The 23,799-nt window shown below is 48.7% G+C and carries 21 protein-coding genes; 7 read left to right on the plus strand and 14 right to left on the minus strand.

Going from position 1 to position 23,799, the window contains the following annotated elements:
- Positions 1–40 precede the first annotated feature (40 nt).
- The 6 genes from CS562_RS26755 to CS562_RS26785 all read right to left on the minus strand — a co-directional run bounded on the left by CS562_RS26755 (position 41) and on the right by CS562_RS26785 (position 6,653).
- Positions 41–1,207 (minus strand): exo-beta-N-acetylmuramidase NamZ family protein, encoded by a 1,167-nt coding sequence (locus tag CS562_RS26755; RefSeq protein ID WP_099858695.1) that lies wholly within the window; start codon positions 1,205–1,207, stop codon positions 41–43.
- Positions 1,207–1,917 (minus strand): hypothetical protein, encoded by a 711-nt coding sequence (locus CS562_RS26760; RefSeq protein WP_099858696.1) that lies wholly within the window; start codon positions 1,915–1,917, stop codon positions 1,207–1,209. Before CS562_RS26760 ends, CS562_RS26755 begins: the two co-directional genes overlap by 1 nt.
- A 30-nt stretch (positions 1,918–1,947) precedes the next feature.
- Positions 1,948–3,057: an ABC transporter ATP-binding protein gene (locus tag CS562_RS26765; RefSeq protein ID WP_099858697.1), complete on the minus strand. Its 1,110-nt coding sequence runs from the start codon at positions 3,055–3,057 to the stop codon at positions 1,948–1,950.
- 407 nt (positions 3,058–3,464) lie between these two features.
- Complete coding sequence (locus tag CS562_RS26775) at positions 3,465–4,298, minus strand: carbohydrate ABC transporter permease (protein ID WP_076290721.1); 834 nt, start codon at positions 4,296–4,298, stop codon at positions 3,465–3,467.
- 23 nt (positions 4,299–4,321) lie between these two features.
- Positions 4,322–5,245, minus strand: coding sequence for a carbohydrate ABC transporter permease (locus CS562_RS26780; protein WP_076290722.1), 924 nt, complete (start codon positions 5,243–5,245; stop codon positions 4,322–4,324).
- Between the two features lie 55 nt (positions 5,246–5,300).
- Entirely contained in the window at positions 5,301–6,653 is a 1,353-nt protein-coding gene (locus CS562_RS26785; protein WP_099858698.1) for an ABC transporter substrate-binding protein, read from the minus strand.
- Between the two features lie 361 nt (positions 6,654–7,014).
- On the opposite strand from CS562_RS26785, the gene CS562_RS26790 reads away from it, so the two are divergent.
- The gene (locus CS562_RS26790; RefSeq protein ID WP_099858699.1) at positions 7,015–7,977 is read left to right on the plus strand and encodes an N-acetylglucosamine kinase; all 963 of its coding nucleotides are present in this window, start codon (positions 7,015–7,017) and stop codon (positions 7,975–7,977) included.
- Positions 7,978–7,999: 22 nt separating this feature from the next.
- Positions 8,000–8,905, plus strand: a complete 906-nt coding sequence (gene murQ / locus CS562_RS26795; protein WP_099858700.1) for an N-acetylmuramic acid 6-phosphate etherase — start codon at positions 8,000–8,002, stop codon at positions 8,903–8,905.
- A 149-nt stretch (positions 8,906–9,054) separates the two neighbouring features.
- On the opposite strand, the gene CS562_RS26800 is transcribed toward murQ, so the two are convergent.
- Positions 9,055–9,894: a MurR/RpiR family transcriptional regulator gene (locus CS562_RS26800; RefSeq protein WP_064642976.1), complete on the minus strand. Its 840-nt coding sequence runs from the start codon at positions 9,892–9,894 to the stop codon at positions 9,055–9,057.
- 123 nt (positions 9,895–10,017) lie between these two features.
- Complete coding sequence (locus CS562_RS26805) at positions 10,018–11,247, minus strand: anhydro-N-acetylmuramic acid kinase (protein ID WP_099858701.1); 1,230 nt, start codon at positions 11,245–11,247, stop codon at positions 10,018–10,020.
- 297 nt (positions 11,248–11,544) lie between these two features.
- On the opposite strand from CS562_RS26805, the gene CS562_RS26810 reads away from it, so the two are divergent.
- From CS562_RS26810 to CS562_RS26820, 3 genes are read left to right on the plus strand one after another with little or no spacing between them, the layout of a single operon-like run.
- On the plus strand, positions 11,545–12,378 hold the full coding sequence (locus CS562_RS26810; RefSeq protein WP_099858702.1) for a hypothetical protein: 834 nt from the start codon (positions 11,545–11,547) through the stop codon (positions 12,376–12,378).
- A gap of 12 nt (positions 12,379–12,390) precedes the next feature.
- On the plus strand, positions 12,391–13,812 hold the full coding sequence (locus tag CS562_RS26815; protein WP_076290728.1) for an N-acetylmuramoyl-L-alanine amidase family protein: 1,422 nt from the start codon (positions 12,391–12,393) through the stop codon (positions 13,810–13,812).
- Between the two features lie 41 nt (positions 13,813–13,853).
- Positions 13,854–14,408, plus strand: a complete 555-nt coding sequence (locus CS562_RS26820; protein WP_083679029.1) for a GerMN domain-containing protein — start codon at positions 13,854–13,856, stop codon at positions 14,406–14,408.
- Between the two features lie 170 nt (positions 14,409–14,578).
- On the opposite strand, the gene CS562_RS26825 is transcribed toward CS562_RS26820, so the two are convergent.
- The 4 genes from CS562_RS26825 to CS562_RS26840 form a co-directional block, all read right to left on the minus strand.
- Positions 14,579–16,141 (minus strand): MBL fold metallo-hydrolase, encoded by a 1,563-nt coding sequence (locus tag CS562_RS26825; RefSeq protein ID WP_257219614.1) that lies wholly within the window; start codon positions 16,139–16,141, stop codon positions 14,579–14,581.
- Positions 16,138–17,823, minus strand: a complete 1,686-nt coding sequence (locus CS562_RS26830) for an ABC transporter permease (RefSeq protein WP_099858703.1) — start codon at positions 17,821–17,823, stop codon at positions 16,138–16,140. Before CS562_RS26830 ends, CS562_RS26825 begins: the two co-directional genes overlap by 4 nt.
- 114 nt (positions 17,824–17,937) lie before the next feature.
- The gene (locus CS562_RS26835; RefSeq protein ID WP_090904034.1) at positions 17,938–19,014 is read right to left on the minus strand and encodes an ABC transporter substrate-binding protein; all 1,077 of its coding nucleotides are present in this window, start codon (positions 19,012–19,014) and stop codon (positions 17,938–17,940) included.
- A gap of 77 nt (positions 19,015–19,091) precedes the next feature.
- A complete protein-coding gene (locus CS562_RS26840; RefSeq protein ID WP_099858716.1) occupies positions 19,092–20,108 on the minus strand; it encodes an ABC transporter ATP-binding protein in 1,017 nt (338 codons plus the stop codon).
- A gap of 172 nt (positions 20,109–20,280) precedes the next feature.
- Here CS562_RS26840 and CS562_RS26845 point away from each other — a divergent pair, with 172 nt between their 5' ends.
- Together CS562_RS26845 and CS562_RS26850 are read left to right on the plus strand one after the other, a co-directional pair.
- Positions 20,281–21,189, plus strand: coding sequence for a LysR family transcriptional regulator (locus CS562_RS26845; protein WP_076290731.1), 909 nt, complete (start codon positions 20,281–20,283; stop codon positions 21,187–21,189).
- A 144-nt stretch (positions 21,190–21,333) separates the two neighbouring features.
- Positions 21,334–22,194 (plus strand): CYTH domain-containing protein, encoded by an 861-nt coding sequence (locus CS562_RS26850; RefSeq protein ID WP_099858704.1) that lies wholly within the window; start codon positions 21,334–21,336, stop codon positions 22,192–22,194.
- A 166-nt stretch (positions 22,195–22,360) separates the two neighbouring features.
- Here CS562_RS26850 and CS562_RS26855 read toward each other — a convergent pair whose 3' ends face one another.
- Positions 22,361–22,966, minus strand: a complete 606-nt coding sequence (locus CS562_RS26855) for a short chain dehydrogenase (RefSeq protein WP_076290732.1) — start codon at positions 22,964–22,966, stop codon at positions 22,361–22,363.
- 87 nt (positions 22,967–23,053) lie between these two features.
- The gene (locus tag CS562_RS26860; RefSeq protein WP_099858705.1) at positions 23,054–23,692 is read right to left on the minus strand and encodes a pentapeptide repeat-containing protein; all 639 of its coding nucleotides are present in this window, start codon (positions 23,690–23,692) and stop codon (positions 23,054–23,056) included.
- Positions 23,693–23,799: the final 107 nt, after the last annotated feature.

A 23,799-nucleotide genomic window follows, 5' to 3' on the forward strand; every position in this document is an offset into this window, starting at 1 on the left:
TCCGTACATTACGCGACATTCTATTGATGAATTTCACTCTTTATGGGTATAGCAAAAACGGCTTCCGCCGTTCCTTCCATTCCTCTGCCTCTGCCTTCCAATCTTCCATCAAGCGTACTAATTCTTCACGGTCATGAATGACATCCCTGACTTTCCTGCCTCCGGTCAACAGATCAATAAAATAACGGGAACCCGGCTGTGGCGGCTCCAACCAGCGAAATTGCTCCGGATAGAGCGATGCCAGTTCATGCAAAAGTACCAGACCTGTATCTACCGCCCGGAATGCCCTGCTGTCTGTCACGAAAATCCTCACACCTCCACACAGCTCACCTGCATGTTTGGAGAAGGTTGGCGAGATGTACACTGGATGCACATGTACACCCTCCAGTTTGTGTTCCCGAAAGCGTTCCGCCAGTTGTTCACCCTCAATCCAGGGTGCTCCAATCCACTCAAATGGGCGGGTCGTGCCCCTGCCCTCCGATACATTGGTGCCTTCGAACAGGCAAGTACCCGCATACACCCGCACACTGTCCAGCGTGGGCATATTGGGAGAGGGCAGCATCCAAGGAAGCCCACAATTCGTAAACTCCATGGAGCGCCGCCATCCTTCCATTGCGATCACATCCAGTTCGCAGGGCACCTCCATCTCACTGTTGACCAACAGAGCCAGTTCACCGACCGTCAGTCCGGTGCGGACAGGAACACGCCAAGCGCCAACGAGTGATTCATACCCCGCGCTTAGCAGGCCGCCTTCTACCTCATCCCCGCCCAGCGGATTGGGTCGGTCCAGCACCAGCAGACGTTTGCCTGCTTCGGCACAGGCCTCCATCATGTGAAACAAGGTTGATGCATACGTGTAATAACGGACGCCCACATCCTGGATATCAAACAGCACCGTATCCACCTTAGCCAGCATCGCAGGTGTAGGTTTCTTGTGTTCCCCATAAAGGCTGAGCACAGGGATGCCCAGACGTGGATGCACTGTATTCCCGAATCGGACACCAGCTTGAAGTTCACCATCCAGCCCGTGCTCGCACGCATAAAGCGCTGTAAGCTTGGCACCTGCCAAGCTGGCACAAACATCCACCGTAGAGACAAAGTCGGCCGTAATACCCGTAGGGTTTGTCATCAAGCCAACACGCGCATCCCATAACCATGGGTGGGAAAATCCTCCGGAAAGAAGATCAACTCCAGTTTTTACACTCATCACACATTCCCCTGGCTGATCCACCCCGTATGTTGGTGGTCATTGCCGCCAGATGTGGCTGCTTCCTCTTCGGGTTCAAGCACATTAAGGGCGACCTTATGCTGATAGATGGCAAACATGCCCGCGAACAGCGCTCCGAAGCCAACAACCGTCAGCATTAGCAGAGCCGTCAGGCACAGCGCCTGAAAACAGGCTCCCATCGTGTATCCCGGATGACGGAAGAATAGCTTCACACTCTCCCCCATCGCCTGAATGATGCCCATATTCTTTTGCAGGACAAGCTGCCACGTATAGAACTGCGACATCAGCGCCATGAGGACGAAGAACGTTTGGAACATACTCACTGCTGTACCTGTAATCCCGCCCCGTCCGCCGTAATACCACCAGGTAGACCACAGAATGAAGCCGAGCACCGCGAAAAGCACACCGACTGCTCCTCCCGGGATGAATCCCTTTATCGTTCCGTTCCAGATATCCTTAAGCCCATTGCGGCGTTCCTTGCGTTCCAGCCTGTGATGTACGGCATAACTGACACCGAACAGGATTGGCATATAAATCACGGCCAAAAGCAGAACCGCGATTGGCAGCGGAGCAAACATCAGAATGGGTACCAGCACGATGGAGCTGACAACACTGTATAGGGCCACCGGAATAATATCCCGATAGATTTCCGCCCCCGATTTGACCAATACTTCACTCAGCTTACGCATCCCCACACTCCCTTTCTTGCAGCTCGTTTCTTATTCCCGTCCAATCGCCAGTTCCGTCTCCGGGTCAAAAAAGTGCGCCTTACGCAGGTCCAGTACAAAATTTTTGTCCATGCCTACATAAGCATGTGTTTCCGGGTGAACCTTGGCCGTAACGGTACGGGCACCCGAATGGAAATACACCAGATTCTCGGAGCCCAGATGTTCTACTACTTGAACCCGCGCCTGCAGCATATGATCTGTCGGGATATTCGGAGCGACATCGTCACCAAAAATATGCTCTGGACGCAGCCCCATAATTACCGGCTTGCCTTGATGGCTCTGAAGACGAGCGAGTACATCCTCTGGCAAGGTAAATGATGCACCGTCCACGACAACCTGCGTGCCTTCAATCCGGGCATCAATGAAGTTCATCGCCGGGGAACCTATAAATCCGGCAACAAACATATTACGTGGACTCGCATACAATTCTTTCGGTGAAGCCACCTGCTGGATATCTCCATGATTCATGACCACGATTCGCTCCCCAAGTGTCATGGCCTCCACCTGGTCATGCGTGACGTATACAATTGTGGCACCGAGCCGCTTATGCAGCTCCCCCAATTCCACCCGCATCTGTACCCGCAGCTTCGCATCCAGATTGGAGAGCGGCTCATCGAACAGAAACACCTGCGGATCACGGACGATCGCACGCCCTACCGCCACACGTTGGCGCTGACCACCGGACAGCTCGCGCGGTTTGCGCTCCAGCATCGCCTCCAGCCCCAGAATGGCGGCAGCATTCTGTACCTGTTCATCGATATAGGATTTTGGCTTCTTAAGATTTTTCAGGCCAAAGGACAGATTTTCACGTATCGTCATATGCGGATAAAGCGCATAATCCTGAAATACCATCGCGATATCGCGATCCTTCGGATGCAGATCATTCACGACCCGTTCCCCGATGACAATATCGCCGCTCGTCTGTTTTTCCAGTCCTGCAATCATCCGCAATGACGTTGTCTTGCCACAGCCCGAAGGACCCACAAAAACCACGAATTCCTTATCTTCTATAACAAAGTCCGAGCCGGCCACAGCCGTGAACGTTCCTTTATGATCGTCTTTGAATTCTTTGCGCACTTGGCGAAACTCCACGCGTGCCATAGGTAGATCCCCCTTTACATTGTCGCTTGTCCTGAACTATATAAGCTCCACTAACGAATATTTACACGGGCACTCCGATGACAGAACAACCTTCCGATCGCTGTTATCCCCAGATTTCCTTGATTCCTTTATAAAAGGGGAAATCCGGTAATAGCGTATGCTTCCGATGTAGCTTTCTTTTAGAAAGCTTTTAGGCGAACGCTTTCGCTTCTTCAGGTTATTTCTGTCCTCTCCGTTATGGTGTAAATGTTTAGTTGAACATATATAGGAATTAACCTTTTACTGCACCGATCGTAATGCCTTGTAGGAAATAACGTTGAAGCGAGAAAAACAGAATGATCATCGGCAGCGCGCCAATCGTTGCTCCAGCCATCATTGCGCCGAAGTCCGTTGATTCGGCAAANGAATTAACCTTTTACTGCACCGATCGTAATGCCTTGTAGGAAATAACGTTGAAGCGAGAAAAACAGAATGATCATCGGCAGCGCGCCAATCGTTGCTCCAGCCATCATTGCGCCGAAGTCCGTTGATTCGGCAAATACGAACGAAGCCAGCCCCACCTGAACGGTGCGCATCTCGTTGGAGTTAGTGATCAGGAATGGCCAGAAAAATTCATTCCACGAAGCTACAAACGTGAAAATCGCCAGCACCGCGATCCCTGGCTTCGCCATCGGCAGGATTACTTTCCAGAAGATGCCGAACTCACTGCATGCATCAATACGTGCCGCATGAATCAGCGATGTGGGCAGCGTTGACATGAACTGTTTCATCAAGAAAATGTTGCCCACACTGACCGCAGCAGGCAGAATAATCGCCGTATACGTATCCCCTAGGTCAAACACGTTGACCATCAGAATGTACAAGGGAATCAGCGTCACCTGTGCCGGAATCATCATCGTGCCCAGCAAGGTCCAGAATACCGCCTGACTTCCCGGAAATTTCAGTTTGGCGAACGCATATCCCGCCAGGGAAGCGAAGAACACATTTGTTACGGTCAGAATGACCGCGATAAGCAGCGAGTTAAATAGCCAGCGCCACGCATCGGTTTTGGCAAAAAAGCGCTCATATGGTGATAACGACAGCTGCTCCGGGATCATCTGCGGTTTGAAGGAAGCCGACATCGCACTATCCTGCACCGAACCGACCAGCATCCAGTACATCGGAATGACCGTCACCAGTGCCCAGACCACCAGCAAAATGGATGCAACGACAAGCAGTGTCTTTTTCTGAGTTGATTTCATGGATTTCATTCACCCCCGGATGCTTAATACTCAATATCGCTGGAGAAATATTTGAACTGTATGACGGAGATGACAATGATGATAATCGCCAGTACGAACGACTGCGCAGAAGCCAATCCGAACTCATAGAACTTGAATGCCGTCTCATAGATCAGATAAGCGATTGTTGTTGTCGCAAAGTTCGGTCCACCCTGTGTCATCAGATACACCGAGATGAACACCTGGAAAGACGTGATCACACCTGTCACGAGCAGATATAGCGTCGTTGGTTTGAGCAGCGGCCATGTAATCTTGCTGAACTGGGTCCAGCCGCTGGCATGATCAATATCCGCCGCTTCGTACAGCGATTTCGGAATACCGCCCATGGCTGCTAAGTACAGAATAATGCCCGCTCCGTGCGATCCCAGCCAGTTCATCAGAATGAGTGAAAAGAGTGCCGTTCCCGACTGGCCCAGCCAGATCACCGGATCAAGGCCGAACAGGCTGAGGAAGCGGTTCAGTAGTCCCGAATCTGTCGGGTCAAAGATCGCCAGCCATACGATGGAGATGGTTACCCCGGATGCTACCGCAGGCAGGTACAATGTTGCTTTGAAGAACGTCTGCCACTTGCTTTTCATCTGGAAGATGAAGTAGGACAGTACAAATGTAATGAGAATATTGACCGGTACCGTGCCTACAGTAAAGATGAGTGTATTTTTAATCGACTTCCAGAACGTCTCATCCTTCACCAAACGCTCGTAGTTATCCAATCCAACCCACGTGGAATTCATAATGTTGTATTTCTGAAAGCTCATCACGAGAGCCGTCAGAACGGGATACAGTGTGAAAATGAGAAACAGCAGGACAGGCGCCAAAATAAACAAATACGCCCACCCGTAGTCTCGCCAAAACCGGGCAGCCCGGGAAGTCCGGGGCACAGACGGTTTTGGCGCAAGGGCGGTCTGCATGGCGAATCCTCCTCTCCTAATCAGTGTGGTTTTGCGTTATGTTGTATGGTCCGAGTTATTGTCCAAACATCTGCTGGCCTTTGTTCTTAAAGTCTTCTGCGATCTGCTCCGGTGTCTTCTCACCCGAGAACAGCGCCTGAATGTTAGGCTTCACAACTTGTTCCTTGAATTGTTTTTGCTGTGATGCTTTGTCGATATCCAGTTCCAGTACAACCGGCATAGCGATATTCTCTGCCATGACTTTCGCAGCAGCCAGATTATCCGGTTGACCAAGTTCTTTTCCTTTAAACAGATCTACCTGGGATTGTCTTACGAATGGGAGCGCCAGTTCATTGGCCGAGTTCCCTGCTTTGGCACCACTGAGCGCCTCCATGACCAGGAACGTATTTTTGGCATGCTGCTCACCTTTGTCCTTCTTCTGTTTGAAGGCTACATACCCTTCGCCGCCCATCGTTGTTGCCGCAGATTGATCGTCATTATGCGGTACAGGCAGCAGGACAAAATCAATTTTCTCCCCTTGTACCTTGCCGTCGTCAATATCCTTGTTGCGGTTCTGAATCATCACATCATAATAAGGAATCGCTTTGGAGATGATCGCCGTTTCCCCCGCGTAGAACATATCCGTCCGTTTTGCTGGAGCAAGAGCAGCCGTTTCCTTCGGCATATAACCTTGATCCATCAGATTTTTGATAAAAGAGAGCGTATCCAGAATGCGCCCATCATTCCATTGGAACGTGCCAGCTTTGTCCAGAACATCAATCATGCCGTTGTTTCGGGACAACATTTCAATGAAATCAAGCGAGGTTCCGTCGGTAACCAGTGCATATTGTTTAGCCCCACCATCCAGCGTTTTGGTCAGCTTGGCAGCGACAGCGTTGAATTCGGACCAGGTCCAGCCATTTTGCTGAATGGATTTCCAGTCAATGCCCGCTTCCTCCAGAATGCGTTTGTTGCCACCCCATGCCCATTGGAATTGATACAACGGCAGTCCGTACTGTTTCCCTTGGATCTGACCTAATTCAAGCGTACCTGGCAGATAGTCATCCTTGATCTCAGGTGTCAGGTAGCTGTCCAACTCAAGTGCCAATCCCGTATTCACATATGTGCCGTCTACACTATGAAAGTAAAGATCCGGCGGGTTGCCCGCGTTCAGAGCGACATCGAATTTTTTGGGCCCTTCCGCCCAGGAGAGCATTTCCGTCTTCACGGTAATGTTCGGGTGTTCTTTATTGAAATCAACGATCAGATCCTTCAGTTCATCTTCATATGTCCCATGTACTGGATAAGTCCATACGGTCACCGTATCTTCCGCATTGGGATCATCTGAAGCAGCGCCCCCGCTATTCCCGCAGGCAGTAACCCAGACCATCATCAACAACATTGCCCATACCAGACCCTTCTTTTTCATCCCTTCATCTCCTTCGCGTGTCGTCTCCCGATAATTGCATTGCCTAACCATGCTACCCCTTTTGAAATGATCCATCCTTAAACGACTTAACTGATTATTGAGCGTGGCAGTAAGGAAAATGCACCTCCCTTATGGATTAGACCTGAACGTACGCAGGATTAATCTCTTAAATGCAATATTAACGTCAACTTAGTTAACATTAACAGTATTAATTCCTTCCAAAATTGTAGATTGAGTTCATTATATGAGCTATGAAATAAAAATTCAACATTATTTTTTATTATAAAATTTAATTTTACTTTTTCATTTTATGCCTCTATACTATGTAAAAAGAAAACTCAAGCAATCGAGGTGAGCCACTTTGCGAGTATATGTAGGCGTAGATGGAGGCGGTACCAATACTGATGCAGCAATCATTTCTGAATCTGGAGAAATTCTCGCCCGGCTCAGAGGCGGTCCCACGAATCCTCACAGCGTACCACTGGAACAGGCCCTTTCCGAACTGAAACGAGTGCTGGAACAGCTATTCAATCTAAAAAGTGAATTATCGACAAATTGTGAAGGTATATGCCTCGGCATGTCAGGTGTAGATACAGTTCAAGAGCGGCAACTTATAGCCGACGCAGTAAATAACTATATGAAGAGCCGCAATCGACAGGGATCAGAGGGTTGTCCAGTCTGGGTTGTATCCGAAGGAGAGATTGCTCTGATGGCCACTCTTGGACATACTCACGGTGTATTGTGCATCTCAGGAACAGGGTCCATCGTGTACGGATTTACGCTGGAAGGAGAGCGATACCGTGCAGGAGGCTGGGGTCATCTGCTCGGAGATGAGGGGAGCGGCTATCGTATTGGGCAGCGTGCACTCCAAGTGGTGATGCAGAGCTATGACGGTGTTCTTCCGCCCACCCGTTTAACACCGCTTCTTCTAAAGCAACTGAAACTTCGGGATATCTCGGAGCTAAAGATACGGGTGTACCAGACAAACTGGGGTAAAACCGAGACAGCATCCATCGCCCGCCTTGCTATAGAAGCAGCTGAATCCGGGGATGAGGCCGCGCGGGCACTGATCATCGATGAGGCCGCACAACTGGCGGATACCGCCAAGGCGCTGATTGCCCGTCATCCCGAATTTGCATCCACTCAGGTTGTCCTGTCCGGATCGTTGTTTCGATACGCTGCGCTTTTCCGAAATACATTTATCCAGAAGTTGTCGGGATATTATGGAGAGTTGGACTTTGTATATCGTGAAGATGCCCCTGCTCCAGTGATTGGTGCAGCACAACTGGCAAGAAGACGCTGTTCCCTGAATGAATCATTTTAAAAGAGAGAAGGAGGCCATACGGATGAATCACATGCTGAACTCACTACTAACGGAACAACCCAATCCACTAACGGATCATATAGATGAATTGCCTTCGGCAGAAATTATGGAGCTAATTAATAAGGAAGATCAACGGATTGCAGAGCTCATTCAGCCCCTGATTCCGGTCATTGCCCAAGCGGCGGACCTGATCTTGGAGGCCTTTCAGTCTGGCGGCAGGCTATTTTATGTAGGCGCAGGTACCAGTGGACGATTGGGAATACTTGACGCTTCGGAATGCCCTCCTACTTACGGGACCCCTCCTTCCATGGTGCAGGGTATTATTGCAGGAGGATTCCGGGCAGTGAAGGACCCGGTTGAAGGTGCTGAGGATAGCGAGGAATTGGGAGCCGCAGACCTTGATGAACATGGAATAGACGAAAACGATGTCGTGGTTGGCATTGCAGCCAGTGGCCGGACGCCGTATGTACTGGGTGCGATGAGACACGCCAAGGAGATTGGAGCTACTGTGATCAGCCTGAGTAACAACGCAGGTACGCCGATGACCCTTTTGGCTGATGTGAGCATCGAGGCTGTTGTCGGACCAGAGGTTGTTATGGGTTCAACACGTATGAAGGCCGGCAGCGCCCAGAAAATGATTCTGAACATGCTCACCACTACCGCCATGATTCGTCTGGGCAAGGTTTACCGTAATTTCATGGTCGATCTGAACCCTTCGAACGAAAAGCTTGTCCATCGGGCCAAACGCATGATCCATCTGGCAACCGGAGCGAACGAAGTGGATATTGAACAGGCTTTTGCCGGTGCAGACGGTCATGTAAAAACAGCAATCGTCATGCTAATGGCAGGCGTGGACGCCGTGGAAGCTCAGCGAAGACTTGATCTGGCTGACGGATTTGTCCGTAGCGCCATTGTGGGTCCTTCCTGAGCCGTACAAGGGTATTTCTAGAGGTTGAAAGAGAAGAGCCCGACATTAGTCTGGGCTCTTTTTATAATTTTTTTTATTATAAAAGCCGCTATAATCCGTCAAAAAAATCCCCTCCTGTATAAACAGAAAGGGATTCATATGGCTCTACTTCACTTATGCTCCAGAATAGCCTGCCGGCTCTTCTCCAAATATTCCACCGATTGGTTGTAGTCGCGGCTGGCAATCGCCAGATACAAAATGTCAATCACGTTCAGCTGTGCGATGCGTGACGAAGTTGCTCCGCTCCGGATATCGCTTTCGGTGGAAGTAATCATCAGGGGTACATCCGCCAGACTACTGAGTGTATTGCTCCCCCACTTGGTAATGCTAATCGTTGCAGCGCCGCCTTCACGAGCATGCTTCAGACAGGAAATCACGTTCGAAGTCTCCCCTGAATACGAGATACATACAACCGCATCATCTTCGCGAAGCGTCGTTGCGGACGAAATCTGCATATGCGGATCGGCGAACGAAAAGCTTGTGCGATTGATTCGCATGAACTTGTAGTGTGCATCCAGCGCAATCAGGTTGGAGGCCCCCACCCCGTAGAAAAAGATTCGGTTCGCCCGATGAAGCACATCCACTGCCTGCTCCACCAGACGCGGGTCCAAAATATGAACGGTATCCTTCACCGATTGAATATTATTTGCGGACACATGCTGAATAATGCTCTCCATGGAGTCCTGGGGACGAATCTCCGTATATTGGTATTGCTCACCTGTCTGCAAATCTCCGGCAATCTTCAGCTTCAGCTCCTGAAAACCCGTTACACCCAGTGACTTGCAGAGACGGATAATGGCAGCCGGGCTGCCCCCGCTCCGTTCAGACAGCTGTGCCACCGAGGATTGAACCGTCTCTTGGGGATGATCGAGAATGTAAGCTCCGATCTTCCGTTCCGACGGTGTCAAGTCATCCATTAATGCGCGTAAACGTACAAGTCCACCTTTCATGCCTTCCATCCGCTCCTCCTTTCCGTACTGCCTTCATGTACAAGCATTTTATCCTATAATTCCAATAGAGTCTAATTGATTAAACGTCCTTGCATCACCAACTCATTCAAAAGCCTTGCTGCACTACAATGTCAGGTGGCCCGATATGACGGCGTGTTTTGCGCCGGTTACTGCCGGGAGCGTGTTCGCTCTACCCATAAGTGCCTCATGACCAAGGAGGGCAAATCCAATCGCTTCGCGGGCATCATCCGGTATACCATAGTCTGCTGTTCGCTCCAAACGAATACCTTCCGGCAGTCTCTGACGGATCATCTCCATTAGCGTGGCATTGGAAGTGCCGCCACCGCAGGCGAGCATAGCCGATATGTGCACCTTGGGCAGGATAAAATCCTTCACTGCTCTCACGATCGTCTCCGCGGTCAGACAAGTGGCGGTAGCCAGCGTATCTTCCAGGGATAAGGAACGCGCAGCAGCCATCTCCATCAAGCGTGCTGCATATGCCGCACCGTACACTTCACGACCGGTACTCTTGGGAGGCAGCCTTTTGAAATAGGTATCGTCCAAACAAAGATCTACCAGATCCTGATTGAACCTTCCCTGTGCGGCGATGCTTCCATTTGGATCATAGTGCTGCCGCCCACCTGTCGCCTGGCGTACGATCGCGTCCATCACCATATTGCCAGGTCCCGTATCAAAAGCCGAAATACCTTCATTAGAAGACGCTGATGGCAGCACCGTAACGTTGCCAATACCGCCGATATTTTGCACCAGACGTCCTTCCTCCGGACTGCGGAACATCAATGCATCGGCATAAGGGGTAAGTGGAGCGCCTTCCCCGCCTGCCGCCATATCCCGTGCCCGCAAATTACCGACCACTGGCAGGCCCGTTCGTTCACGTACAACGGCGCTTTCGCCAATCTGTAACGTGGACACCACTGGAAGACTCTCGCCTGCTGGCCCTGGAAAAGCTGAAGCTACAGGTGCGTGCCATACGGTCTGTCCGTGCATGCTGATCGCATCCACCTGCCCGGACGAGATTCCTGAGGATCGAATAAGCTCTTTGACACTGTGAGCATACCACTCCGATACGCCAAAATGTGCAGCCGTCAGCTCATCCACACGTGCCGTCTCCGGTGAACATAGTCGAATTAGCACTTCTCTCAATTCATTGGAGTACGGTACGCAGACGAAGTCAACCAGAGTGATCTTTTGCAATGCCCCGCTGTCATCTGTCAGAATACGCACCAATGCCGCATCCGTCCCGTCGAGGGACGTGCCTGACATCAGTCCAATGATGTAATGCTCCCGTTTCAAGCGATATTGCTCCCACATCGGATAGCTGCCTGTATCCATCCATTCACAACCTCCCGCCAGACCCGATGAACACGTCATCCTGCCATAATTTCACCCAGTATATGATATAAAATTTTACAAGTCAAATATTTTATGAAATTTAATTACACTATTCCAGCCTTAGCTAGTCTTTGCTCAAACTGGAATGCTCCCAAGAAGTTTTCTATGAATAAAAATAGATAAATAACGATCAAAAAAGAAACATTTTTACAATTTTACCGTTTATATAACGAAGGTATATTTTGGAATCGATATGTTGAGGGCTATAAACTGTCACCAGCGGAGGGAGATACCAAGATGAATAACGCTGCTATTTGGTTTTCGACTGTGCTATTACTGGGGGGATTGACGGCTACATCGTCATCCATTGTTGGTGCCAAACCAGCTGCACCAGAACGAATTTCACAACTTTCCGTTAATACGACTTCTGTAACTCCTTCCATCTATTCAAGCATCAAACCGTTTAAAAAGAGCAACAGTACCAACAAAATCATCTGGAAAGGAGGAAATATTACTTTAACCGCTACTACATTGAAGTTGGAAGGTAAGCCCACATTTGAACAAAACGTAATTCAATCCATTGTCGTCACCAAGGGGAACCAGAAACATACGATTGAAACGAGTGATTTGGAGGACAATTGGCTCGATATCACAAGTGTTGTTGCCTCCAACTCCAATACATGGCTTGCTGTAAACGCAAAACGCAGCTCAGGAAACACTCTGATGCTGCTTAACCTTCAAACGGGTGAAGTGACGGACTTAAATGAACAATTGAAAAAAGCAGGCAAGAAAAACTTAGAAACCATTGCCGACTATAACTGGGCACCCAACGAAGATCAGATAGCTTTCTCTTACGGAGATCCCTCCAAGAGCTCACTAGCCATCTACAATGTTCAGAAAGAGAGCTTTATATACCTGCCAAGGGCAACCAATTATATTAGTACCAATCTGATTCTGTGGCAAAAAAACGGAAAAATACTGGATTACATCAGTGAGTACCCATCTGATCAAATGATACTTTATAGGTATAGCATAGAGAGTAACAAGGTGAAGCCTGTTAAGAAAATTAGCCGTAATGAGTTTGCCGAATGGTTCCAGCTGGATAAGTATCCATACAGTAATGATAAATAGTAGAGGTGCATAATGAAGAAAACGATTTTACTCCTGTTTTTGAGTCTGTTCTTTCTGGTTGTACTCCCTCATCAGGGAAATGCCGCTGCAAGCACATCGAAAATCTTCTTGGACGGCGAGGAATTAATCCTCCCAAGTGACGTTCAGGTGACCATCGTGAATAAGAATGTTATGATTCCGATTCGTGTCGTTGCGGAGAATTTGAAATTCAAAGTGGATTGGAATCAAAATACACGTAATGTAAAGATACAGCAAAATGACAAAACGATTTCTTTAACCGTTGATCAAAAGCAAGCCATGGTTGCTGACAAGCAAGTTACCTTGAACACAGCCCCACTCATTTTAAATAACACCACGGTGGTTCCCATTCGATTTGTCAGTGAACAAATGGGACTCAACGTGAAATGGAACAACAAGGAGAAGATTGTATACTTAATCAACACCGACACCAGTAAAGTGCCCAATGTTGAGCCGGGCAACGGTTCAGGAAACGGTAACCCAGCAGCACTAACACGTGTTACCGATATCCAATTTGCCAACAATCAGCTGGTCGTGTCTATGGATGGTGAATCCAAACCCGTGATGACGACTTTGAAGAATCCCGATCGTTTGGTCGTGGATCTGCCCGGAGCAGTGTTTGGTGATCTACCGCAACCGTTGAATCAAAACATGAATGGCAAATTGGATGTGGACGCATACCCCAATGTAACGGAAGTTAGATATTCTCTTTTTAAACAAGACCCTGGTCAAGTTCGAATTGTCGTTGAATTGAATCAGGTGAAGGATGTACAGTACAGCCAGAACTTGATTGCCGATAAACTAATTATTGATCTGAATGTTACAGGAGATAATGTCGCCACAGTTCCTGTAACTCCTGTAGGCGATTCAGGACGCAAGGTCGTTGTCATCGACCCAGGCCATGGGGGTAAAGATCCAGGCACAACCAGCATTACCAACAAACCCGAGAAAGAATACAATCTGGCATTGGCTCTCAAAGTACAAGCACTGCTTCTCAATGAACCGGATATCGAATTGGTGATGACTCGTGACGGTGATACTTATCCCACTCGCCCGGAGCGTGTTCGACTCGCCAATCAATTAAACGCAGATGTTTTTGTATCTATCCATGGCAATAATGTAGAGTCCTCGCCCCAGGCGACAGGTACAGAGACGTTCTACTATCAACGCAGCAGCAGCAAGGAATTAGCCAATATTATTCATCAACGTTTAGTTAAAGCCATGGGACTCAAAGACCGTGGTGTGAAAAATGGCAACTTGGAAGTGATCAGAGATACGACCATGGCTGCAGTACTTTTGGAAGTGGGATTCCTGAGTAATGTTATAGATGAAGAACTAATGTCGTCCGATGTTGTTCAGATGAAAGCCGCTCAAGCGATAGCAGATGGGATTAAGGAATATCTGGGTATAAATTAAATGATAAAACATAATGTAAATATGCTGGAGGATGTGATCCATTGAAAACGAAATTGGGATGTGCACTCGTCTTATCCTTCTTAATGATAGTTGGCATTGGTTGTGCTCAGAAACCAGTCAGTGAATCCGGATCGGCCGAACCTGCTGTTCAGGGGGGACAGTCACCAAACCCCTCCGAAACAAAGGTGGATCTGGGCACAATGAACACACAAGCGGTTGAGGTGTATTTCGCAGACGCCCAGGTACTGGAACTTGAGAAAAAAGAGCAGGAAATTGAATACAAGGACGATTCCGAGAAATACAAAAAAACATTTGAAGCTTTACAAAACAATACCGATTCGGAGCTCGTATCCCTCTGGGAAAAAGTTGAATTGCTCTCCCTACAGTACGGCGAGGGCAAAGTCACTTTGGATGTTCATATCCCGGATGAGGCCAAATTGGGAACCAGTGGCGAGCTGCTTGCATTGGATGCACTGACCCAGACGATGTTTCAATATGATGAAGTAGAAAGTATCGATATTCTGGTGGACGGTGAAGCCCTGGATAGCTTGATGGGCCATTCAGAGCTGGAGCATCCTATTCAGCGCGAGCCCTAATCTAATTTTAAAAGCCATTGGATGATTTCCGGATGATTCTCTCCTTGAATCATCTCCCGTGCATGATGAGAAGCATATCTTCTCATCATGCTTTTTTTATATAAAAATCCACATTCAAAAAGACGTCCACAGGGACGCCCTACATAGATCTAATCCTTATCAAATTCAACTTACAGATACAGCTCATCTCCAGGAGATAGCGAATGCAAAATCCCTTTCCCCGAGACTGATTTTTCGCTGAGTAAGCCTTCTCTCAGTTTATCCGTCTCTGCCCGGTCCGCATGCACAAGCACCGTATGCCTTGCAGGAACCTGATGCAGCATTTTCTCGACATCCTTCCATCCCTGATGCACCTTATAACGAATTTTCCGTACCTCGCACGCTCCGTGTGTTGCAGGATTCTGCAACAGCCTGTAAGCATAGGTGCCAGCAGAGACATGCCCAGTGAGCAGTACCAGATTATGTTCATCGTCCGCAAACTGGCTATAGTACCAGCGAGCAAGCGAGGACTGCATCATCCCGTCCGGAATGAACCACAAAGAGGCAGCATGTTGATGCAGTAGCCGCTCTCGCTCTTCCTTTGTCACAGGCATCTCCCATCCATGACCCCTCAGGAAACGCCCAATCGCTTCCTTTACAGAGCCCGGAATGTGGTCTTCCTCTTCCTTTAGCCAATATGGCGCACGTAATAGCTGCTTCAGACCGTCCACCAGCCCTTGTTCCACTACAATCGGAACGTCCGGGAACTGCTGCTGTGCCCACAGCATGATTTCCTGACCACGACCTACTGAGGGCATAGGCAATAGCACCTTTCCACCCCGGGCAATCGTCTCATGAATGGCCTGCTCCAGCTGTTCCAGCTTGTTGGCCTGCGTATCGCAATCTGTTCCATAGGCAGCATCCATAATCGCCAAATCCAGAAGACCGGATGAAGATGCATGGATCACTTCTACTCCCTTGGATACGGCATAGGCATCCCTTTGCTGTACCGTTCTACCTGCTGATACGTGAGACCGTACCCCCCCTTCGGATGCAGCAAAAGGAAGAGTCTGCGACGCGGATGGCTCTCCTGTCAAGACATGCCCACCATTCACGGCGGTTCGTATATCCGTTTTCCAACGTTGACTAACTGGAGTATCGAATCCACGCCTGTTACGTGGTAACTTTGCCTGCCAGAGCGTATCGGCTGGACCATCCTCCTGCAAAAGCATGGATTCGGAAGTGTAATCACCGGAATAAAATATGCGCTTATCCTCCATTTCCAGCCCGAACCATACCGATCCTGCAAGGTGCCCACTACGCCCCCACACCACCGAGACGCCAGGAACCATTTCAAACCAGATTCCACCCTCGGCTTCATCCTCCAAAAATCGGTAGCGAATCAGTTGTTCATCGCCTTCTTCGTATGGGAGGGTGTGTCCTGCCCGCTCCATATTTCTTCGCCAAGCTCTGAAGTAGGTGTCCAGTTGCTCTCTGGTTTCCCGCGTCGTCCATACTTCACCCTGATACCCCATCTTATAAAGCAATGGAATAGCGACAGAATGATCCTCATGGGCGTGAGACAACAAAACCACATCTAACTCCTTAACGATCTCCGATTCAATCAACGGATATTCGCCGGCTCCTTCTTTTTTCACGCCACAATCCAGCAAAAGTTGAACCCGGCTCCCTCTCAGGAGATAAGCAGAGCGCCCGTGTTCCCCGGCGCCGCCCCATACCTTCAGTTTGATCATGATGCATTCCACTTTCTCTTCGAATTCAGAACTTCAATGCCGAGCAGCATCAGTACCGTCATGCCGACAGTAACCACGGCCATCGCCATTCCCAATGAAACCTGACCTTGTTCAAATTGAGCAAAAATATACGTAGCCGATGTCTGCATCGATGGAGGCAAAATTAACAACGACCCTACCAGCTCCCGCGTGGCGATGGTGAATGTCATCATCCACCCGGCCAACATACCGGGGATAATCAGAGGCAAAAGAATGCGCCGCAGAATATATAGCGGTCTTCCGCCAAAGACCTGACCCGCCTGGAACAACGTTCCGTCGATCTGGGTGAAGCTTGATTTGACATACTGCACCGTGTACGGCAAGAAGAGTACCACATACGTCAGAACAACCATTCCGTACGAGTTGTACAGAGTGAACGGCATCCATGGTGAATTCCAGAAAAGGATGAGACCCACCACCATGACAATGCCAGGTACCGTATTCGGTAGCAGACTGAACAGGTCAATGACACGCTGCATAAAGGAAGACGATTTACCAATCGCCAGTGCAAAACCTGTACCGATAATAACCGCAATCGTCGAAGCTGCCAATGAGAGCCCAAGACTGTTCCCGATTGCTTTCATACTGACCGATCCCCAGGACAGCAATTCCCGGTAGTGATCCAGCGTCAGATTGTCGAAGGACAATCCCGCGCCGCGCAGCTTCATGGTCGATGCAGCAATAATGGAGAAATACGGAATGCCCACCGACAGAATCAGCAGCAACGCGAGATACAACCCGCACAACCAACCCGCTCCGCCACGTAGGGAGTATCGTTTGGATCGCTGCCCCTTGCCCCCTACCAGACGGTACGTGAACTTCCGACTCATGGCAGACTGCATGTACCACATCACCAGACAGACCGACAGCAGCACCGATGCGAGCGAGGTTGCCTTACCAAAATCAATCGGCCAACTAGAGATATACTTGTGGATTTCAGAGGTCATGACATAATAACCGATACGCCGCCCGAAGGTAGCCGGTGTTCCGAATTCCGCAATCGTTTTGACAAAGACGAGCATGATCCCCATGCCATAGGAAGACAACAGCAGTGGCAAAATAATGCGTCTGAATCGGTATCCCGCACGTCCCCCGTGCACCGCCCCCGCTTCTTCCAGATTGCCTCCAATGCGAATGATTGCATCCCGAAGCAACAGATACAGGAAAGGGAACAGATGCAGGCTCATAATGAGCACCATGCCCCAGAAGCTGAAGAACAACTCACTCCAGTTTGCAGCGGAAGGCACCCATTGCTGCAGGTATCCCCCTTTTTGCATAAATAGAATCCAGCCCATGGAGCCGATATACGGCGGGGTCATGAACGGAATCATCAGGATCACGTCCACCCAGCGATGCTGACCCATGCGGGTCTTCGCCATCATCCACGCCAGTGGCAATGCCAGCAGCGTTGTTACAGCTACCACGCAGATCCCCAGCCAGACGGAATTCAGCAGAACCCCGGATAAATGCTGTCCGGTAATGGTTCGAATCGGAGCCATCCAATCCCATTGCCCATTCGGATACACACTTTGCCAGAAAATCAGCAAGAGCGGTACACCAATGCTTATCGTTAGCAGAAAGAGGGCCAGAATCACGCCCACTCTCCGAAAAATACGGTTGTTGTCTACTACAACAGGTTTCACTACAATTTCACCTCACATGACTTCCACAAGACACTCTCTGTGTTGCTTACTTTCCATTACTCTCAATATTCAGTCGTTACATTTATTCAAAGTTGCTCGGGAAGATACATAATCTTATTTAAAAGTCTCGGAGAACCGTGCTGCTGTCTCATCTCCGTGTTCACTCATCCAGTTCCAATCCACTTTAAGCTGCGGAATATCTTTCAGATTTGCCCGGTTAGTCGCCTCGATGTCTTCACGACCCGGAATCAGGTAAGCATCTGCAACAAGCTTTTGTGCCTCATCAGACAACAGGTAGTCGATAAACGCCTTGGCATTCTCAACATTCTGACTCGATTTCAGAATCGCTGCCGGTCTTGGACTGATTACAGTCCCTTCCTCTGGATATACGATGTCCAGCGGTTCACCTTTGGCTTTAGAGGAATACGCCATGTAGTCTACACCAGCTGCTACGATGCTCTTCGCTCCCGTAATGACCGGGTCAAGTGCTTCCTGATTCGCTCCTGCCATTGCTACACCATTCGCCTTGTAGCTGTCCAGCAAGTCCCAGCCTTTATCTCCATTCACACTCAGGTATCCCGTAATGAAGTCCAGCGCGGAACCGGACAGTGTAGGATCAGGAATGTTCACAACGTCCTTCCAGGCAGGTGTTGCCAGCTCAGCCCAACTGGTTGGTGGCGTGGACACCAGCTTCGTATTGTAGACAATTCCGAGTGCCGAAGCACTGGAGCTGAAATAGTTTCCGTCGGCATCCGACCAGTCCTTGTTCAGCTTGTCTGCATTCTCCGCATCAGGATATGGGAGTGTCAGACCGTCCGCTTTCAGTGCTTGTGCTGAAGGCAAGGAGGCCAGGATAACCACGTCCGCTACCGGATTGGATTTTTCAGCTTCCATGCGAGCCAGAATTTTTCCTGTCGTACCCTGGAACATCTCCACTTCAATACCCGTCTTGGCAGTAAATCCGCTGATGATATTATCCGCCAGCTTCTGAGGTCCTGCACTGTACAATACCAGCTTACCGCCGGCTGGTTTTGTTGTTTCCGCCGATGCAGTAGCCGTGCTTCCTTCCCCAGCAGCTTGTCCCGCATTCCCGGTAGTTGAATTACCTGTACTGCATCCGAACAAACTGATGCTCATTACCGCTGATAATAACAGCATTGCGCTTCTTTTCCGTGTTTTCATACCCAACATTTTCATTCCATCTCCCTTGGTTTCTGATTATATTTGTATTCACGTTTCTGTAAACTCACGCTGTATGCTCATCATGATCAGTTGGCTGCTGCGATGAACTCTCTCGGCTTCACAATCGGAGTGTCTTGTCCGTTCATTCGGCAGATCCGCTCCGGGGCTACATAGAGCTGAACCTTCTCCCCTACGCGTACTCTTCGATCCAGATAGGCTGTCCATACACCCAGCCCCTCCATCTGAACCCGAATTTCATAACGCTCTCCTACATAACTGACGCTGAGCACTACCGCCTGATAACACAGATCGTCATGACCTGTTTTGCTCCAGGAGACATGTTCCGGTCTCACCATGGACTGATTAGGCGTAAGCCAATTGGACTTTCCGATAAACGACGCAACAAAAGGATCGCTTGGTGATGCGTAGATCGTTTCCGGGTTCCCCTTTTGCAATATACGCCCCTTCTCCATCACCACAATCTCATCGGACATCGACATCGCCTCAACCTGATCATGGGTGACGTACAACGCTGTCAGTCCCATGTCCCGTACCAATGACATCATCTCAATTCGCATCTCTTCCCGCAGCACAGCATCCAGTGCACTTAGCGGCTCATCGAACAGAATAATCCCCGGTCTTACTGCTACCGCTCTGGCAAAAGCAACCCGTTGCTGCTGTCCTCCCGACAGCTGATGAGGATAACGATCCTCCATGCCTTGCAGGCGAACCATGCCAAGTGCTTCGGTCACCTTCTGGCGCAGATCAGATTTCTGCTTTCCGGCCTTCAGGCCGAACGCCACATTTTCGTATACTGTCATATGAGGCCATAATGCAAAATCCTGAAACACCATGCCCAGATTACGCTTATGTGTCGGTACATCTATTCGCTTCGTCGCCGAGTAAAAACTCTTGCCATCCGCGACGATTTCTCCCGCATCCGGTTGCTCTAGCCCCGCCAGCATGCGCAGCAACGTCGTTTTGCCGCAGCCGGATGGGCCGAGCAGCGTCGTAAACTGTCCATGCTGGAGTGTTAAATCCGTGGGCAGCAGCGCGGGAGTGCGATTGAATGATTTTTGAATTCCCCTAATTTCCATTTTCATAAGCATCCCTGCCTGTCTTCTTCTTGTACTGTTCTCAGTCTAACGTCCGCTTTCGCGAGTTGTATGTTAGAAATGTAAAATTGGAATTAACTTTTTAGATGAATTCTGTTGATCTTCATAGATTAAATCTATATAAGGAGATTCAAAGTTACCGGAGAGGGTGTTGGATTCGTTGAACCTGATTAAACTGCAAATTGTTGAACTCATTGATAAGCATCATCATATGACCAGCGTGGCCGAGCTTCTCGGCATCAAGCAGCCTACCGTTACCTTTCATATGAAGTCTTTGGAGGAAGAGATGGGGGTGCGATTATTCGAATCGCGTAGTGGAAAGACTTTTCTCACCGAGGCTGGACAAGCCCTTTTACACTATTCCGTCAAAATCAATGCCCTGACCCAGGAAGCACGCCGGGTAGTACAGGAATATGACAGCCTCTATCGGGGCACCCTGCACATTGGAGCGAGCTATGTACCTGCAACGTATCTGCTGCCGCCTATTTTGAATACATTTTCTCAGGAATTCCCCGGTATTCGAATTATGTTATCGGTTAAACCTTCACCCGTTATCCGCGAAATGCTGATTCGTCACCAGATTGATCTAGGTGTTATCTCTTCAGAGCCGTTTGTAGGTCCGGTACTGCAAGCAGAAACGCTGTGTGAAGACGATCTGGTATTAATCTGCTCACCACAGCATGCCTTGGCTCAGAGGGATGTGCTGAAACCTGAGCATATGGCACAGGTTCCTTTTGCACTGCATGGGGATGAATCCAGCACTCGACGTTTAACGAACCAATGGCTGGATCAGCATGATATTCGTTTGCGAAGCACCGTTGAGATGGACTCTCTGGAAGCGATCAAGCAGTTGGTTCTACTCGGCGGTCATATCTCGTTCATGTCACGAATGGCTGTACAGTGGGAAGAGCAGCATGGACTGATCAAGGTCCTCCCCATTCCAGGGGAGCAGGCTCCGCGGCATATTTATACCGTCCACAACAAAGATCGTCATCCTTCCGTCCAGGTCAACCGCTTCAAGGAAGTACTGCGGGACATGAGCCACAGCCTCTCTCTTTTTAATTCATGATCCTGCTATCCCATATAAACTATCGCTTGGCATTCATCAAATCTATGCAGGGTTAACGCAACGAGTCCTTCTATTTAATCGCTTTCATATACTCGGACGATAAAGTGGGTCTGTACGTTAATCCAGCCTAGGGAGTGATTGGTTTTGAAAAAATGGAAAAAGGTAACCGCCTCATTCATGCTGAGCATCGTGACATTGGGAAGTGGACTGACGTTTCTGGAAGCACCGCAGGCTTCTGCAGCAGCCAACGCCGTTCCTGCTTATGAAGTGAAGTTCCTGGCTAAGCCGGAGCTGGTATTGAACACAGATGGGACACCACGCAGTGAAGTCATTCAGACGCTTGGCTTGAACTCCACAGCAAGAAACATTAGCGCAGAGTACTTCGACACCAATGCACTCAATCTGAATCAAGCAGGATGGGATGTCCGTTTTCGAAAGAAAGATGACAAGAATAATTATGAACTGACTTATAAAAAGCGCTATCCTGTCATCAATGGTGATGTTAATGCGGCGTTGACTCTGGCTAATCAAGAGGGATTTGATGCGTCAGATGATAACTACGAGGCTGAAATTGACTGGGGATATGGCAAACAAACATTGAGCTTCTCCAACACTAAAAAGGTGGATACCAAAGCTACAGGCGTACAACTTCCATCACAGCAGGAAGCCTTGAGCATGTTGTTGGACAAGCTGCCTGGCAAATTAAAAAACTGGTCCGCCTCCAACTGGGGTAAACAACAACTCACGGCATCCCGTGCCTACGGCCCAGTAACATTCCAACGTTATGAAGGCACATGGAATGGACAGGAACTCACCCTTGAAGTATGGCCGATTCGTAACGCAGCAGGCACAGGTCTAGAGAATATCGTAGAGATTTCGTTCAAAACAGCAGATTCTACAGCTGTTTCGGGACTGCGTACCCAACTGATGCAAGTGTTGGAAAACAAAAACTGGCTCATTCCAGCCGATGGCCTGAAAACTCAGCTTATCTTGGAAAGATACTAAGTGGTTGTTGCTATCCATACCGTATATGTCTAAGTATGGTATCTAGCGGTTTATGAGACAACGAGCAAAATGGACATGTCTTTGTTCTTAATGAAACGAAAACCCAAAACAAAAGGAGATCAGCAGGAACATTCTGCTGATCTCCTTTATTTAATATTCCATACAGTTAATATATTTTAAAGGTCTGGGCTGTTTCGATCCCAAGTGCACTCTGAATAAATGTATTGGCGACCCGCTCCACAGGAACCGGATTAAATCCAATAAACACACCCTTATATTTCTCTGCGGATTCAACAAACAGGTTAGGACTAACCGAATTCAGACGTATACCTCGCGGCAACTCATACGCTGCTGCTTTGGCAAACGAATCAATTGCACCGTTGACCATAGCACTGGATGCGCCTTTCAGAATGGGATGGTCCTGTATAATGCCGCTGACCAGCGTAAAGCTTCCCTTATCGTTGATGTAGTGCTGCCCAATCAAGACGATGTTCACTTGACCGAGTAATTTCCCCTGCACACTAATCATGTTGTTCTCAGGAGTCAGCTCCTCCAACTTCGCATAATGGGTCTGGCCTGCTGCAACAATGACATAATCAATATTAGTTACCGTTTCAAAGAGGGATGTAATACTCTCAGTCGAGGTCATATCTACATGGTAATCCCCGGATTGCCTGCCAGCTGTAATGACCTCAACGGAATATTCCTGAAGCTTCGCAACAACAGCCTTGCCTAATGTTCCATTTCCTCCAATAACCAGAGCCCTTTTCATAATCCGCCTCCTTTTTATCAGTGAAAGCATGATATTGTACATTCATTGATCTCTTCATTTAAACAAAGATCACTCGCATAATCAAACTTACTTCACAATTAAGCCTAATAATCCAACAAAAGAGGCGGCCTGAGCATCAGAGATGATGCATCCATCCAGATCCTCAATATCTACATTTAACCTTTCAAAGCTACAGTCACTAAGGTCCACTCCCTTAAGCTTTACACCCGACAAAAGAGCTTGATCTATATTGCATTCAGAAAACTCCAGTTTTTGAGCTGTAGCTTGAAAGAAATCGCCACTCACCAGAGAACATTCCGTGTACTTCACCTGTTTAAACTTGGAAAAACGAAATAAAGAAAGGTCAGCTACACAGCCCTGAAAGCTTGCATTTTGGAGCCTGCTATTTGAAAAATTAGTACCAAGCAATTTACAGTTTCTAAATTCTGTCCGGTGGAGGAAAGAACCGTTAAAGTCCATATTGGACAAATCACATTTATCAAAAATCACATCAGTAAGCTCGACTTCGGGGAGAGAGGACTGGCTGAAGATCACGTTCTCAAAAACCACTTTATCGAATGAAACCCGGTTGGCGCTCTGATTCTCAATAGAGATATTGGCAAATCGTCCATGTTTGATTTCTTCTTTACTCTCCCATGCTTCTAAAGTTAACGATAAGTCTTCGAGTTCCAGGGGAATCTTTGGCGTTTCTATTTTATTTTTCATAAGTCCTCCCACTATTTTCTTATATGAGCTTACTATATCAAAAAGAGCCCTTGCAATAAGCAAGAGCTCTCTTTGTTGTTACCATGAAGCGGGTGATGGGAATCGAA

Source organism: Paenibacillus sp. LK1, assembly GCF_002750415.1.
GTDB lineage: Bacteria > Bacillota > Bacilli > Paenibacillales > Paenibacillaceae > Paenibacillus > Paenibacillus taichungensis.

Excerpts from the sequence above, each read along its gene's own strand:
- CS562_RS26860 (WP_099858705.1), bottom strand. The coding sequence starts at position 23,692 with ATGAAAAATAAAATAGAAACGCCAAAGATTCCCCTGGAACTCGAAGAC.
- CS562_RS26835 (WP_090904034.1), bottom strand. The coding sequence starts at position 19,014 with ATGTTGGGTATGAAAACACGGAAAAGAAGCGCAATGCTGTTATTATCA.
- murQ (WP_099858700.1), top strand. The coding sequence starts at position 8,000 with ATGAATCACATGCTGAACTCACTACTAACGGAACAACCCAATCCACTA.
- CS562_RS26840 (WP_099858716.1), bottom strand. The coding sequence starts at position 20,108 with ATGAAAATGGAAATTAGGGGAATTCAAAAATCATTCAATCGCACTCCC.
- CS562_RS26855 (WP_076290732.1), bottom strand. The coding sequence starts at position 22,966 with ATGAAAAGGGCTCTGGTTATTGGAGGAAATGGAACATTAGGCAAGGCT.
- CS562_RS26800 (WP_064642976.1), bottom strand. The coding sequence starts at position 9,894 with ATGAAAGGTGGACTTGTACGTTTACGCGCATTAATGGATGACTTGACA.
- CS562_RS26775 (WP_076290721.1), bottom strand. The coding sequence starts at position 4,298 with ATGAAATCAACTCAGAAAAAGACACTGCTTGTCGTTGCATCCATTTTG.
- CS562_RS26765 (WP_099858697.1), bottom strand. The coding sequence starts at position 3,057 with ATGGCACGCGTGGAGTTTCGCCAAGTGCGCAAAGAATTCAAAGACGAT.
- CS562_RS26815 (WP_076290728.1), top strand. The coding sequence starts at position 12,391 with ATGAAGAAAACGATTTTACTCCTGTTTTTGAGTCTGTTCTTTCTGGTT.
- CS562_RS26755 (WP_099858695.1), bottom strand. The coding sequence starts at position 1,207 with ATGAGTGTAAAAACTGGAGTTGATCTTCTTTCCGGAGGATTTTCCCAC.
- CS562_RS26785 (WP_099858698.1), bottom strand. The coding sequence starts at position 6,653 with ATGAAAAAGAAGGGTCTGGTATGGGCAATGTTGTTGATGATGGTCTGG.
- CS562_RS26825 (WP_257219614.1), bottom strand. The coding sequence starts at position 16,141 with ATGATCAAACTGAAGGTATGGGGCGGCGCCGGGGAACACGGGCGCTCT.
- CS562_RS26810 (WP_099858702.1), top strand. The coding sequence starts at position 11,545 with ATGAATAACGCTGCTATTTGGTTTTCGACTGTGCTATTACTGGGGGGA.
- CS562_RS26780 (WP_076290722.1), bottom strand. The coding sequence starts at position 5,245 with ATGCAGACCGCCCTTGCGCCAAAACCGTCTGTGCCCCGGACTTCCCGG.
- CS562_RS26805 (WP_099858701.1), bottom strand. The coding sequence starts at position 11,247 with ATGGATACAGGCAGCTATCCGATGTGGGAGCAATATCGCTTGAAACGG.
- CS562_RS26760 (WP_099858696.1), bottom strand. The coding sequence starts at position 1,917 with ATGCGTAAGCTGAGTGAAGTATTGGTCAAATCGGGGGCGGAAATCTAT.